This window comes from Leeuwenhoekiella nanhaiensis, assembly GCF_002744755.1.
GTDB lineage: Bacteria > Bacteroidota > Bacteroidia > Flavobacteriales > Flavobacteriaceae > Leeuwenhoekiella > Leeuwenhoekiella nanhaiensis.
The window spans coordinates 52,145-67,418 of record NZ_KZ319292.1 but is presented as its reverse complement, the minus strand read 5'-3'; the positions used below and the strand labels follow the sequence as shown (position 1 = coordinate 67,418).

General features: G+C 43.6%; 8 protein-coding genes. 4 read left to right on the top strand and 4 right to left on the bottom strand.

Annotated features, from left to right (window positions below; all coding sequences use genetic code 11):
- The first annotated feature begins 46 nt into the window (after window positions 1-46).
- Genes CJ305_RS12065 through CJ305_RS12055 form a run of 3 tightly spaced genes read left to right on the top strand, consistent with a single transcriptional unit; the run spans window position 47 to window position 7,569 of the window.
- A complete protein-coding gene (locus CJ305_RS12065) occupies window positions 47-4,711 on the top strand; it encodes a gliding motility-associated C-terminal domain-containing protein (RefSeq protein WP_099646536.1) in 4,665 nt (1,554 codons plus the stop codon).
- A gap of 15 nt (window positions 4,712-4,726) precedes the next feature.
- Window positions 4,727-5,671, top strand: a complete 945-nt coding sequence (locus tag CJ305_RS12060; protein WP_099646535.1) for a PorP/SprF family type IX secretion system membrane protein — start codon at window positions 4,727-4,729, stop codon at window positions 5,669-5,671.
- 17 nt (window positions 5,672-5,688) lie between these two features.
- Entirely contained in the window at window positions 5,689-7,569 is a 1,881-nt protein-coding gene (locus CJ305_RS12055) for an OmpA family protein (protein WP_099646534.1), read from the top strand.
- Between the two features lie 72 nt (window positions 7,570-7,641).
- On the opposite strand, the gene CJ305_RS12050 is transcribed toward CJ305_RS12055, so the two are convergent.
- The 4 genes from CJ305_RS12050 to CJ305_RS12035 all read right to left on the bottom strand — a co-directional run bounded on the left by CJ305_RS12050 (window position 7,642) and on the right by CJ305_RS12035 (window position 11,829).
- Window positions 7,642-9,105 carry a magnesium chelatase gene (locus tag CJ305_RS12050; RefSeq protein ID WP_099646533.1) on the bottom strand — a complete coding sequence of 488 codons (1,464 nt, stop codon included), beginning with the start codon at window positions 9,103-9,105 and terminating at the stop codon, window positions 7,642-7,644.
- Between the two features lie 15 nt (window positions 9,106-9,120).
- The gene (locus tag CJ305_RS12045) at window positions 9,121-9,948 is read right to left on the bottom strand and encodes a sulfurtransferase (RefSeq protein ID WP_099646532.1); all 828 of its coding nucleotides are present in this window, start codon (window positions 9,946-9,948) and stop codon (window positions 9,121-9,123) included.
- Window positions 9,948-11,069: a vWA domain-containing protein gene (locus tag CJ305_RS12040; RefSeq protein WP_099646531.1), complete on the bottom strand. Its 1,122-nt coding sequence runs from the start codon at window positions 11,067-11,069 to the stop codon at window positions 9,948-9,950. Before CJ305_RS12040 ends, CJ305_RS12045 begins: the two co-directional genes overlap by 1 nt.
- Window positions 11,070-11,238: 169 nt before the next feature.
- Window positions 11,239-11,829: a fasciclin domain-containing protein gene (locus CJ305_RS12035; protein WP_099646530.1), complete on the bottom strand. Its 591-nt coding sequence runs from the start codon at window positions 11,827-11,829 to the stop codon at window positions 11,239-11,241.
- Window positions 11,830-12,000: 171 nt separating this feature from the next.
- On the opposite strand from CJ305_RS12035, the gene CJ305_RS12030 reads away from it, so the two are divergent.
- Window positions 12,001-15,222: a WD40/YVTN/BNR-like repeat-containing protein gene (locus CJ305_RS12030; RefSeq protein ID WP_099646529.1), complete on the top strand. Its 3,222-nt coding sequence runs from the start codon at window positions 12,001-12,003 to the stop codon at window positions 15,220-15,222.
- Window positions 15,223-15,274 lie beyond the last annotated feature (52 nt).

The following is a 15,274-nucleotide window of genomic DNA, read 5'->3' as shown; positions in this document are numbered from 1 at the left end:
TAATTTATCGACTGTACTTGGATAAAATTTTACTAACCCAACTCTTATGATTAAGAACTCTACGCTTCTTGGAAGGGCGACATTTGTGCTTTTCCTATTTTTTTCTGTTGGTTTTTCTTCTAAAACCTTTGCGCAATGTGCCGGAGAAGACAACACAATCGATTTATGTGACAAAAGCTCGCAACGAGACGTTGATCTTTTTGCTGCTCTGGATGGAAGTCCTCAGCCTGGAGGTGTTTGGACCGATGACGATAACAGTAACGGTTTAAATACCACTACCGGCATACTTAATACCTGGCAAATTGTTCGTGGTGGGACATTTCACTACACCTATACCGTCGAAGGTGTTGCAGGCTGTACTGATAATTCTGCTACAGTAACCCTGATTTTAGGAAGTTACCCCGGAACAGATGATATGAATGCTGTAGCCTGCGATGATGATACCAGCGTAAACCTGTTTCAATTTACGGGTAGTTCACCCAGTCCTACCTTAGATGGAACCTGGGCGGTTACCAGTGGTCCTGCAAATGCGCTACAAGGCAGTGTTTTTAACGCAGCTCAGGCCGGCTTTGGAAACTACACCTTCACCTATACTGTTCCTGCACAGGGAGGAGGATTATGCCCTTCAACGGTATCTACTGTAATGCTAGAGGTTATTGAGTCTCCCGACGCAGGTACCGTAGATCCGGCTGTAGTCACTACATTTTGTCTTACCGATAATTTATCGGACCAAAGCAACTTTAATCTAAGAAATGCGATTGTTGGAGAAGATGATGGAGGCTTCTGGTCTGAAGGCCCTACTTCTGAAATCAATGGCGTAAATGATAACATCATCAATGTAGAGAACATACGTAATACACTTGGAGCAGGTACCTACCCCTTCACTTATCGCGTTTTCCCTATAAATCCAAACTGTAATATCAGTGAGGTAACGGTAAACATTACCATCGAAGCCGTTGCTGACTTCACTGATGCGTCTTTAGAATTGACATTTCCTGCTGACGAGGAAGACATTATATGCGAAGATGAATTACCTATTACACCTGTTGCTACCATTACAGGAGACCCTGCTGTAATTGCCGATGGCGATTATGAAGTAAGTTACGAGATTAGCCCGGCTCCAAATACAGGAAGTGAAACGGTTATTGTTACCATCACAAATGGAGAAGGTTCATTTAATGTAAATCCTGACTTTTTTACCGCTGCCGGCGTTGCCGAATTACGCATCGTACAAATAATTGATCCCAATACACAGGGTAGTTGTGAAGCTATCATAGATGTTCTTAGCGATACATTGACCATAATAGCATTACCCGATGCTTCAGACACTCAAATAACTGTTGGCGAACCGCTTTGTTTTGGTGAAAATGCTACGCTTTCAATCGCAGATGGCGGCACTACTCCAGAAATAGAATTGGTAGATGGGGATTATACCTTTACCTACACCCTAACCACCGGTACTACTTCACAGCAGTATACGCAGACCGCAACCGTTAATGGTGGTGCAGCTTCAATCGCTATTATGGCGTCTGCATTACCAACCGCTGATGAGTACACCGCTACTTTAAATTCAGTTTCTAATGAAGCAGATTGTGTTACTCCTACCGATGTAACTACCACCTTTACCGTAGACCCGCTTCCGGATGCTCAAACGGTTAGTGTGAGTATCTTAAGCGCCTGCGAAAGTGAAGAAGTACGTGTTACAATCACAGACACTTCTGATCCGGCTAACCTGGCAGATGGCTCCTATGATTTTACCTATGATCTCAGTGGTGCGATCAATGCGACCGGTGAGACTGCTACTGATGTTGCGATTACCAATGGAACAGGAACTTTCACCATTCCTTCAGCTTTGCTGGAAAACGGAGAAACTACGCTTACCCTGACCTCAGTAGTTAATTCGACGACTACGTGTACAGCGACCACCCTGACCAATCCTTCTGCAAGCTTTACCATAGTTGCTACTCCGGATCTTGCAGAAAGCACGATTACTGCAGAGGCAATTTGTGAGGGCGAAAATGCTACAGTAACGATAAGCACTGATGCAGCATTGGTTGCAGACGGTAACTATAACCTCACCTATACACTAACCGGTGACAATACAGCTGCTGAAACTACCATCCCTGTAACCTTTACTAGCGGAGAAGCAAGTTTCAGCCTTGATACAGCTACGGTTGCAAACCCTGGGACTACCACTATCACAATAACAGCAGTTGCAACCGAAAATCAGGATTGCCCTAGTGCAGGCCTGCCGGCTTCAGTTGACCTCATAGTAAATCCGCTTCCAAGTCTGGTTGATACGGAATTAACGACGGACGCTTCTTGCGAAGGTGATGCTGTTACAGTTAGCCTTTCTAATCCTGACGTCGTAGACGGAACCTATGAAATCGTTTATCAGATTACGGGTGCTAACACGCTTACTGATCAAACTGCGACTCTCGTTTTTGCTTCAGGCGAAAGTAATTTTACAATCGCAGCAGCAGATTTAGTTAACACAGGTAACAACACACTAAGTATTACCCAAATTACTGATCTAAACACAGCCAATGCCTGTGAGGTTCCGGTTACTGGTTTAAGTATTGATTTTACCATTAATCCGAATCCTGATTTTTCAAACCTTAGTATCAATCAGATTACGGGTACCTGTGAGGGAGACAATGCATCACTGGTTTTATCAGATACTACCGGTACTCTAGCTGATGGCACGTATACTGTAACTTACGATCTTAGTGGTGCTAACACTCAAATGGCTCAGACTGCTGTGGTAACTATTGCTTCAGGAACCGGTACTCTGGTTATCGACTCCGCTTTAATTCCAAATGCAGGTACCACAACGGTAAATCTAACTTCATTTGTCAATGATTCAACTCTTTGCGAAAGTACTAATGCAGCCGTAAGTGAAGATTTTACCATTGTTTCTCCTCCTGATTTAACCGGTGCAACGCTGAGTCTGAATGATCTTTGCTTAAATGACTCACCGGTAAATGTGATGCTCAACGCACCAAATTTAAGTGACGGCAGTTATACGTTTACGTACGCCGTCAGCAGTGCCTCAACCGGAACTGCAATTGAAAGTGCAGTAGCTGTGGCAGGTGGTGAAGCTACGTTTGCAATTAATGCAGCACTTCTGGCAAATGCAGGGAATACGACATTAAGCATAAGCCAGGTTACTAATGATGATACAAGCTGTGTTACCTCAAATCTGGAAATTTCAGTTGATTTTGTTGTAAATCCGCTACCGGTGATCGAAACCGAAGACCTCGCAGTAGCCGATATTTGTCTGGAAGAAGGAACCAGTGTTGAAATCACCGGTACAGATCTGGTTGACGGCGATTACGAAGTCACCTATGAGCTTACCGGAGCCAATACCGCTTCGGCCACCGAAACCCTGACGTTCACTGATGGGGCTGCAACAATTAATCTAGATGCGGCAACTCTGGCGAATGCAGGTACAACTACGTTCAGTATTAATCAGGTAATTAACGCGGCTACTTCGTGTGTAAGTACAACTATTGCAACCGTAGACTTTGTTGTTAACCCTATTCCTGATGTGGCTGATGGACAACTGGCGGCTTCAGATATCTGCCTTAACGAAAACGGATTTGTAAGCTTTACAAACGCTACCGGCCTGGCTGATGGGGATTATACGATAACTTACGATCTTTCCGGAGCTAATGAAGCAACTGATGTTACAACAACTTTAAGTATAGCCTCTGGTGCCGGAAGCTTCGAAATCCCGGCTACTTCACTTACCGAAACCGGTATTACAACCTTCACCTTGACTCTGGTGAGCAGTGCTGCCGGTTGTGATTCTGATCCATTAGTAATTTCTGATGATTTTGAGGTACTTCCATTACCCGATGCAGACGGACTTGCAGTTTCAATTGCTGATGTCTGTTTTGGCGAGCCTGTTAGCGTAAGCTTATCTGGGGCGACGCTTTTAGCTGATGCTGATTATTTCGTAACCTATCAATTAAGCGGAGCCAATACGAGCGAAGCATTGACCGAGACCCTTTCGTTTACTTCTGGAGCGGCTACTTTAGATCTGGATGCAGCGTTAATCCTTAATAGCGGAAGTACTACGGTTACTATTGTTGATGTGCAAAATTTCACAACAACCTGTAGTGCTTTAAATGTAGACAATCCTGCTGCATCGTTTATTTCAGAAGATCCTGCTGCGCCTACTCTTGCAGCCGGTGGTGAGACTTTCTGTATTAATGATTCACCTACTATCGCAGACCTTGAATCTCGAGTGACCGGTTCATTTACCGTAGTAACCTATAACGCCGCAATCGGTGGTGCTGCCCTGAGTTCAGGGACGCTACTAAGCGACAACAGCACCTATTACATTGGTGTTATTAATGGAGATAGCGGTTGTGAAAGTTCGCAACGTCTGGCAGTAACTGTTGATTTAAGTGGTTGTGACTCGGTATTTATTCCTAACGGATTCTCACCAAACGGAGACGGAATCAATGATGTCTTTGAAATGAAAAACATTGACCTCATCTACCCGGATTACACCATTGAAATCTTTAACCGAAACGGAAGCGTGGTTTTTAAAGGTAACACCTCAACCGGTTTCTGGAACGGACAGGCTAACACCAATAATTTGGGTGGTAATGTGCTACCCAATGGTGTTTATTTCTACATCATCAACTTCAATGACGGTCAGACCCGTCCAAAACAAGGTAACGTATATCTTAACCGATAAAAAAGGATTATTTCGATGAAAATTTCAACTTCAATATTTACAGTATTTGCAGCTCTTGTCCTTTTTTGCGGTAGCATGTATGGACAGCAAGATCCTGAGTACACCCAGTATATGTACAATATGAGCGTAATCAACCCTGCTTACGCCTCAGTAAACAAAGCCAAAGTTGGCGCACTTTACCGTTCGCAATGGGTGGGTATAGATGGAGCACCCACAACAGCAAGTTTCTTTGGTCATTTGCCTATGTCAGATAAGGTTGAATTGGGTCTTAACCTCGTTCACGATGAGATTGGCAACGTTGTACAAGAAACCAACCTCAATGCAGATTTTGCTTACAAGCTGAAGATTCAGGACGATGCAACGCTCTCCTTAGGTTTAAAGGCAGGTGCTTCGTTTTTTAGTACGGATTTTAGCAACATCCAGCTAGGAACCGGCGGACCAGCAACAGACCCTTCCTTTCAGCAGAATATCAATCAGACTTATCCTACCATTGGTATAGGAGCCTATTATTTTTCTGAAAGATACTATGTGGGGCTTTCTGCTCCCAACCTGGTTGCCTCTAAACACATAGAAGACCAGGATGGCGTGCAACGTCTGGGAAGTGAAAACACCCATTACTTCCTGACCGGAGGTTATGTTTTTGAACCTTCCGAAAACCTTCAGTTCAAACCTTCATTTATGGCTCGCTGGGTAAACGGAGCTCCGGTAAGCATAGATGTAAACGCAAACGTACGCTTCAATCAGCGTTTTGAGGCGGGTATTGGTTACCGTATAGATGATGCCGTTACCGGTATGGTTAATTTTGAAGTTACTCCGGGAATACGAGTGGGTTATGCATACGATTACACCACTTCAAATCTTGGGCAGTACAACAACGGAAGCCACGAAGTGATGGTGCTGTTTGACTTCAATATCTTCAGCGACGTACCGTCTTACCGCAAATCACCCCGATTCTTCTAAACTACAGCACCACAACTATGAAAAAACTTACCCTCTTCGTTATTCTGCTAGCTGTTTGCAACGTAGGATATACTCAAAATAAAAATTTGCAACAGGCTCATAAGCTCTTTGCAAATCAGGCATACGCCGAAGCGATAGAAGCCTATACAACGGAGGCCGAAAATGGCAGCCTTGATACCTTAGCGACCCGCAATCTGGCCGATGCGTATTATTACACACAAAATGCTGCGAAAGCTACTGAAACATATGCTGATTTGTGGGAATTAAAACCAAATCAGGATAAAGCAATCCTATTCAGATATGCTGATGCGGCCAAACGCAATAGTGATTACCAAAAAGCAAATGAACTCCTCACCAAATATACCGGCGAGGAAGTCAATGTTTTAAAAGATATGGAAGCCCTTGATGAAACTGTTGAGCAGTTTTTCTTTCCTGAAATTCTGGATGCCAGTTCTGCTTACAATGATTTTGGCGCGGCTTACTATGATCGTCAAATCATCTTTGCTTCAGACCGAAACGCTTCCCGCCCTATTTATCCCTGGACCGGCAGACCGTATCTTGATCTGTATTATGCCAACGTTAATGGAAGCGCTATAACTGATAACGGGGAATTCCCCGGAATGATCAATACCGATACGCACGAGAGTAACGCGGTTTTCAGCGCTGATGGCCAGAAAATGTACTTTACCCGTACAAGCAATGATTTTACACGCGTACGCGGTGCAAAAGTTGCGGTATTGCAAATCTACAGTGCCGAACTGGTAAATGGTCAATGGGGAAATATTCAGCTTTTACCCATCAGTTCTGACGAATATTCTGTTGCGCATCCTGCATTAAGCCCCGATGGGAAAGCGCTGTATTTCAGTAGCGATATGCCCGGAGGTTTTGGTAGTTTCGATATTTATAAAGCAACGATTAACGATGACGGATCGTTCTCTGATCCTGTTAATTTAGGAAATCGTATCAACAGCGATAAGCTGGAGCAGTTCCCGTTTATTTCTGACGCCGGCAGTCTTTACTTTGCTTCCAATCGTGCCGAGGGTCTGGGTGGTCTTGACCTGTATCGTAGTAAGATTTCGGGTGATACTTTTGCTGACGCTTATAATTTAGGAACATCTATAAACTCCAATGCAGACGATTTTGCCTTGATTATGAAAGAAAATGAGGGTACCGGTTATTTTTCATCAAACCGAACCGGTAAAGACAAACTATACCGCTTTGAAGCATTACCGAATATCAATTATCAGATCATTGGTAATGTAGACAATAAAAAAACACTAGAGCCTATTCCCGGAGCCAAGGTAACCTTGTTCAGACCTGAAACCGGTACACTTTTAACTGCTACTACTGATGAAGAAGGAAGCTTCAAATTTGAAGTACGTCCTAACAGTTTGTATAAGGTAAAAGCCTCAAAAGAGCTTTTTGTTCCTATCGAAAAAGACGTGCGTATTGAATATTCTCGCAATACGAAGACTGCATTGAGATTGTATATGGAAGCCTATGCAGATACTGAAGAACTTGTTGTGGTTAATGAACGTAACCAACTTACGCAGATTAATCTCGAAAAAATTTATTTCGATTTTGATAAGTCAAACATAAGACCCGATGCAGCGCTAACACTGAATAAATTAGTGGGTATTATGCAGAAATATCCTGAAATGAAAGTAGAGATTGGGTCACATACTGACTTGCGCGGTTCAGACACCTACAATCAGGAATTGTCTGAGCGTCGTGCACAGGCTACCCGCGATTATGTGATTTCAAAAGGTATTGACGCAGATCGCCTTACCGCAAAAGGCTATGGTGAGTCTGACCCAATTAATAACTGCGATGAAATGAACTGTACAGACGAGCAGCACGATGAAAACCGCCGTAGCGAGTTTACCATTGTTAATTAAAAGCACAAATCTTCATAACAAAAAAATCCCGTCAATGTTGACGGGATTTTTGTTTTATAGCCTTAGGAATCACTAAAGTCCTTTAATGTAACTGCCGTATAGATCATTAAATCGCATTCCGTCAGAGAGACGGTATTTGCTCAATTTTTTATACTCTACCAGCGCCCAAAGCACAAACTCTTTCATAAAGTATTTGTCTTTCGCATCGAGATCGGGTTGATGGGTATTGATCAATTCTTCGAGCGGAGTAATTGAATCTAAAGTCTTTTTATATTCAGTTTCACTTAAATCATCAAGTAATCGGAAATCGGTCTGATCAAAAAACCAGGATACGATATCATCATACGGACTTTTCTCACTTTCCTTTTCAAGCTTTTTGATTTCGGGGAAATAAGTGATGAATAAAGTTTTAATCGCATCTCCTACCAGCGTCTGAGCCACATTTGCAGCTCCCTCCTGCTCTCCTTCGTAAACAAGCTCAACTTTACCCGTAATTGCCGGAATCATTCCCATAAAGTCTCCTAAACGCACCGTCGTATTTTCTTCACCGGCTAAAAGCGCTCTGCGCTCTGCCGTACTCAGCAGATTTTCATAGGCCGTTATACTCATACGGGCACTCACCCCACTCTTAGCATCGATGTATTCACTATTGCGCGCTTCAAAACTAATTTGCTCCAGCAAGTCTTTGGCTAACGAAGGCACGTAGATATTATCTTCGGTGCGCTCATCGCTTTTAGCCTCCTGTTGGGTGATCGTTCGGGCAATCTCTATACTTTCGGGATAATGCGTAAGAATCTGAGAGCCGATTCGGTCTTTTAGTGGAGTTACAATACTTCCGCGGTTGGTATAATCTTCCGGGTTTGCGGTAAATACAAACTGAAGATCTAAAGCCAGACGCAGTTTAAACCCGCGTATCTGAATATCTCCTTCCTGCAAAATATTAAACAAAGCAACCTGAATACGCGCCTGCAAATCGGGCAATTCATTAATCACAAAAATGCAGCGGTTAGCGCGTGGAATCATCCCGAAGTGAATCACGCGGTCATCAGCATAACTCAGTTTAAGATTAGCAGCTTTAATAGGGTCAACATCCCCTACTAAATCGGCTACCGTAACATCTGGGGTTGCCAGTTTTTCGGCAAAACGCTCATCCCGATGCATCCAATCAATGGGGGTGTCATCGCCTTTATCGGCGATGAGCTCTTTCGCGTAGCGTGAAAGTGGCTTTAGAGGATCATCATTTAACTCAGAACCTTCCACTACCGGAATCCACTCATCCAGTAATTGAACCATCAGGCGCGCAAGACGTGTCTTGGCCTGACCGCGCAATCCCAGTAAATTGATATTGTGTTTAGATAGAATGGCACGTTCCAGTTCGGGGATTACGGTATACTCATAGCCGTGAATGCCCTCAAACGAATTGACTCCATTTTTTATATTCTTCAGCAAATTGGCACGTAACTCGTCTTTAATACTTCGGCTTACATAGCCTGACTTTTTAAGTTCGCCCAATGTTGAACTACTTGGTTTACTCATTTTTCAATTTTTATTTTACTTTTTCATTTTCTTTAATTCAGCCCATTCGGTCCACGAGCCATCGTAAAGCTGTATTCCTTTTTGAGCGGCAATTTGGCCTGCCAGCATAATGATACAGGCAGTAAGACCCGACCCGCAACTGTAAACCAGTTTATCAGTCAACAGAGAACGCTCTTCAAACAACTTATACAGTTCGGTTTTAGATTTAAATTTTCCATTTTCTAAAACATCCTGAAAAGGAAAATTTACCGATTGTGGAATACTCCCACTCTGTAAATGCGGCCGGGGCTCCGGATCAATACCCTTAAACCTTCCGGAAGAACGCGCGTCTACAAGTGTAAACTTTTGAGCATCGGTATTCTGCTCAATATCTTGAAAAGACTTGACGCTGCCGTGATCAAATGCTGCTTTAAAATTTCCTTCTTCAAAATCAGTTTCAAAACCTTCCGCAAGCGGAAAACCTGCCTCGTTCCAGGCCGGCAAACCACCGTTCAATACTCTAATGTGCCTGTTTCCCATCACTTGAAACATCCACCAGACTCTTGGGCTCGAGTACATCCCTCCCGCGTCAAAAACAACAAGTTTTGAATCGGTATTAATCCCTAAGGCTCTTGCCCTTCGCTCAAAATCCTGAGTCTGAGGCAAGGTGTTAGGAAAGTCACTTTGAGCATCGCTAAACGTATTCTCAAGATCAAAAAATCGCGCTCCGGGAATTGTTTTACCTTTTAGATCAAATTCCTTCCCAGATGCAGTCTTTTTCAGACTGCAATCAAGCAATACCAGATCAGGATCATCAAGCATTGCGGAAAGCTCTTTAACCGCGATTAAAGTGGAACGCTGCATTAACGAATTCTCTTTTTTCGGTTGGTCTCGTAATCTTCAAAAATCATTTCGCCCAGTCCCTGTAAACCGGTGTAAAACGCCTTACCTTGATTGGCCTGCGTAAATTGACGTACAAAGCGCATCAAATATGGGTCCTGAGCAATCATAAATGTGGTTATGGGGATTTTGAGCTTTCGAGCCTGGCTGGCCATACTGTAGCATTTGTTAACGATATACTCATCAAGTCCTACGCTGTTTTTGTAATAAAATCCATCGGGTTCCCGCACGCAGCTGGGCTTACCGTCAGTAATCATAAAAATCTGCTTGTTGGTATTTCGCTTACGCCGCAAAATATCCATCGCCAATTGCAGCCCGGCAACCGTATTGGTGTGATAGGGGCCTACCTGCAAATAAGGCAGATCTTTAATTTTTATGGGCCAGGAATCATTACCAAATACAATAATGTCTAAGGTATCTTTCGGGTAGCGGGTGGTGATGAGTTCGGCAAGCGCCATCGCCACTTTCTTTGCGGGCGTAATGCGGTCTTCGCCATACAGAATCATACTGTGGCTGATGTCTATCATGAGTACCGTACTCATCTGAGCCTTATGCTGGGTTTCTTCGACAACCAAATCACGTTCCGTGAGATCAAAAGATCCCAAACCGTTGTTGATCTGAGCATTTTTAAGACTTTCGGTTACTGAAACCCGTTCGAGCGCATCGCCAAAACGATACTCACGGTATTCACCAGTGTGCTCATCTCCCCTCCCGATGTGGTTGGTTCGGTGATTTCCGACTCCGCTGCGCTTCATCTTACCAAAAATCTGCTCTAAAGCCCGCTTGCGAATGGCCTGTTCGGTTTTTGCGGTTATGGAAGTACCTTTACTCCCATCAGGTTCTATTTCTTCTCGTATATAGCCCTTGTCTTTAAGTTCCTGCACAAAATCATCAAGTGTATAGTCCTCATTGGTAAGGTTATATTCATTATCCAATTCTTTTAACCAATCCATCGCCTCATCAAAATCACCTGAGGTATGGGTAATCAGTTCCTTAAAAATTTCAAGCAGTTGTTCAAACAGGGATTGCTGGGGTGCATCATAGCTTCTAAATACAAATCCCCGGCCTTGCATTTTCTTTTTCATAGTAGTTTAAAATTAAAGCATTTTAGGCGCTTTACCTGAATAGTTTTCTTAAAAACTGCTCCTTATCCCATGTTCTTTATAACTTCTAAAAGGAGAAGCCTTTGAGACCGAAATCCATAAAAAAACCCTTCACAAAGAAGGGTTTTCTATATTTATATAAGATCAATAATTAGCTCTTTGGCATAACTACTGTGTCGATAGCGTGAATTACTCCGTTAGAAGCATCAACATCTGTCATTACTACAGTAGAAGTTCCACCATTAGCATCGGTTAATACCACTTTACCGTCTTGTAGTGTTGCAGTTAAAGTTCCTCCCTGTACAGTTGGAATTGTAAAGCTTCCACCGTTATCATTGATGGCTTTGATTACATCTTCAGCCATATACTCACCAGAAACAACGTGATATGTTAATATTCCGGTTAGTTTCTCTTTGTTAGCGGGTTCAACAAGTGTTGAAACAGTACCTTCGGGTAACTTGGCAAATGCATCATTAGTTGGTGCAAATACGGTAAAAGGTCCCTCGCTACTTAGTGTCTCAGCAAGTCCTGCTGCCTTTACAGCCGTTACAAGAGTTGAGAAATTTTCATTTCCCATTGCGATTTCAGCAATGTTTTGCTGTTCCGGAGCTTCTGCTTCCATCTCAGCTTCTTCCATTGCTACTTCTTCAGTAGTTTCTTCAGTTTCTGCTTTTTCGCTGTTTTTACAAGAAGTAAAAGCTATAGTGGCAAGCACAGCCATACTTAATACAATCTTTTTCATAATACGTGATTTTTAGTTTTGTTCAAATATATTGCGCAAACCTTAAACAAAACAATATATATACGTAAGCTTTTGTTAATTAGGCTTTTATTATGTTAAAGACTTTTGAATAGTCTAAACACAGGTAGTTTTTAGTATTTTTAAAACATTGAGAAATTAATCTATCCCTTTATGAAAAATTATTTACTGTTCTTTTTAATTCTTCTCGGCAGCTTAAGTTATGGTCAGAAGCTTGATCTCCAATTGCTGAAAAATAAGACTCCGCGTAATATAGGCCCTGCTGGAATGAGCGGACGCATTACGGCAATTGATGCGGTCACCGACAATCCGGACATTATTTACGCCGGTTCAGCTTCGGGCGGACTCTGGAAATCTACTTCGGGCGGAGTAACCTGGGAGCCGGTTTTTGAACACGAGGCTACAGCTTCAATAGGTTCTGTCGCCATTCAGCAATCCAACCCTTCTGTGGTTTGGGTAGGTACCGGAGAAGGAAATCCGCGTAACAGCCTTAATGGGGGTTTTGGTATTTACAAATCCTTAGATGGTGGTAAAACCTGGAAATGCATGGGGCTTGAGAAAACGCGTCATATATATAGAGTGCGCATCAACCCGTCTAATCCTGATATCGTTTATGCAGCAGCAATAGGTTCGCCCTGGGGTGAGCACGAGGAACGCGGTGTATATCGCACCACAAACGGTGGAAAAACCTGGGAAAAAGTTTTATATGTTAACGAAAAGACCGGCGCAGCAGAGCTGGTAATGGACCCTACAAACCCAAATAAGCTCATCGCGGCTATGTGGCAACACAAACGCGATCCGTGGTTTTTTAACAGTGGTGGCCCGGGTTCAGGCTTATACATCACCTATGATGGTGGTGATACCTGGAAAGAAATTACTTCAGACAACGGATTACCCAAAGGAGATTTAGGCCGGATGGGGCTTGCCATCGCTCCCGGAAAACCCAACGTGGTTTACGCCTATGTAGAGGCCAAAAAGAATGCCTTATACCGTTCTAATGATGGGGGCGAAAACTGGAAGAAGGTAAACGACGATATGAGTGAAATAGGTAACCGCCCGTTTTACTACGCCGAAATCTATGTAGCTCCAAATAATGAAAACCGGGTCTACAGCATTTTTACCTACGTGAATGTTTCAGAAGATGGTGGAAAAAGTTTCAGCGAACTTATGCCCGCATACGGCGCAGATAACGGTGTACACCCTGACCATCACGCCTGGTACATTCACCCAGAGAATGCCGATTTTATGATTGACGGAAACGACGGTGGACTCAATATCACCCGCGATGGCGGAAAAACCTGGAGGTTTGTTGAGAACATTCCGGTGGGGCAATTCTATCACGTGGCTGTAGATAACGAGTATCCCTATAATGTTTACGGCGGGATGCAGGATAACGGAAGCTGGCGCGGGCCTGCTTACGTCTGGAAAGCACAGGGTATTCGCAACTCCTACTGGCAGGAAATCTCTTTTGGGGATGGTTTTGATGTAGTACCAGATCCTGATGATTCACAGTTTGGCTGGTCTATGAGTCAGCAGGGATATGTGAGCCGTTACGATCACATCACCGGTAACAACTATACCGTACGACCTACACATCCGGACAAGGACATTGAACTACGCTTTAACTGGAATGCCGCGATCAATATTGATCCTTTTGACAGCAACACGCTGTATTTTGGAAGTCAGTATGTACATAAATCTACCGACAAGGGACTTACCTGGGAAGTCATTTCACCGGATTTAACCACTAATGATCCTGAAAAGCAAAAGCAAAGCGAAAGCGGTGGCCTTACGATGGATGCAACCGGAGCGGAAAATCATACCACAATCCTGGTAATCGAGCCCTCCCCGGTAGAACGCGGAATGATGTGGACCGGCTCTGATGACGGAAAGGTTTTCTACACCACCGATGGCGGCAAGAACTGGAACGACGTTTCTAAAAATATCAAAGGCCTGCCGGAAGGAAGCTGGGTCGCCCAGATCAAAGCTTCGGCAAATAATAAGGGTGAGGCGCTACTGGTAGCTAACAATTACCGAAGATTTGACTACAAACCTTATGTTTTCCGCACCAAAGATTACGGTAAAACCTGGCAAAGTCTGGTTGATGAAGACGATGTGGAAAGTTATTCGCTTTCAATTATTGAAGATAAAAAAGAGCCTAACCTGATGTTTTTAGGAACTGACGACGGTCTTTATGTTTCCATTGATGCCGGTAAAAACTGGCAAAAGTGGACGAATGGTTTCCCTACCGTTCCTGTGAAGGATCTGGTAATTCACCCACGGGAAGACGATTTGGTGATTGGTACTTTTGGGCGTTCGATCTGGGTACTCGATGACATCAAACCCCTGCGCGAGCTGGCCGCTAACAAGACTACACTAAACACTATTTCAGCCGAAAACTCAACGGTGCTTGAAGTATTTCCTCCTGCCACGGCTTATCAGAATGCATCTCAGCAACCTACCGGAAGTCGTTTTGGAGCCGATGCGACCTATAGTGGAGAAAACCGAAGCAGCGGAGCCGCTTTCAATTACTTCATCAAACCAAAAAAGGTTGAGAAAGAAGAGAAAAAAGAAGAAAACGAAGAAGCTGATTCGGAAAAGGCGGAAGCAGCTATAACCTGGGATACTGTGTTTTTAAAAATTTACGATGGTGAGCGCCTCATTCGTACCTTAAAAACCAAAACTCCTGATACTGCCGGCCTGTTTACGATGCGTTGGTATATGGATGAAAAGGGAAGCGAAAGGCCTTCACGCTCCTTGCGCGAACGCAATTATGAGCCGGGCGGTGTAGCGGTAAAACCGGGCACCTATAAAGCGGTAATGCATTATGGCGACCTGGAAGACCAAACTACCATCAAAGTAGAAAGTGATCCGCGTTTAGACATTTCGCAGGCAGCGATCAATGAAATTTACACGGCTCAAAAAAAACTAGAAGATTTTATGCAGCTTTCTGCTGATGCCGTAAAACAACTTGTTGAAAGTAAAAAAACAGCGGAAGATTTTCAGAAACGCTTGAAAGACGCTGACAAGGAAAAATACAAGGCGCAGATTGACAGTTCGGCTGCTATTATCAAGAAAATTGACGCTAAAATCGCGTTGTTTTTAGGAACCGAAGATGATCGTCAGGGCATCACCCGCAATCCGGAGGTTACCGTTCTTAACCGCGTTTATTTAGCCAATGGTTATGTGAGCAGCAGACCCGGTGGACTAACCGGTACCGAGCGTACGCTGATTTCGCAGGCTAAGGATGAATTGAACGAAGCTTTAGAAGAAGTGAATACCTTCTATGCTGAAGAATGGCCCGCCTACAAAACCGAAATGCAACAGGTAGAACTAGATCCGTTTAAAGAAACGCAGGTTTTCAAGCTTGATTAAGCAATCATAAACTCAAACTCAAAGCGCTCCCAAAATGGAGCGCTTTTTTATT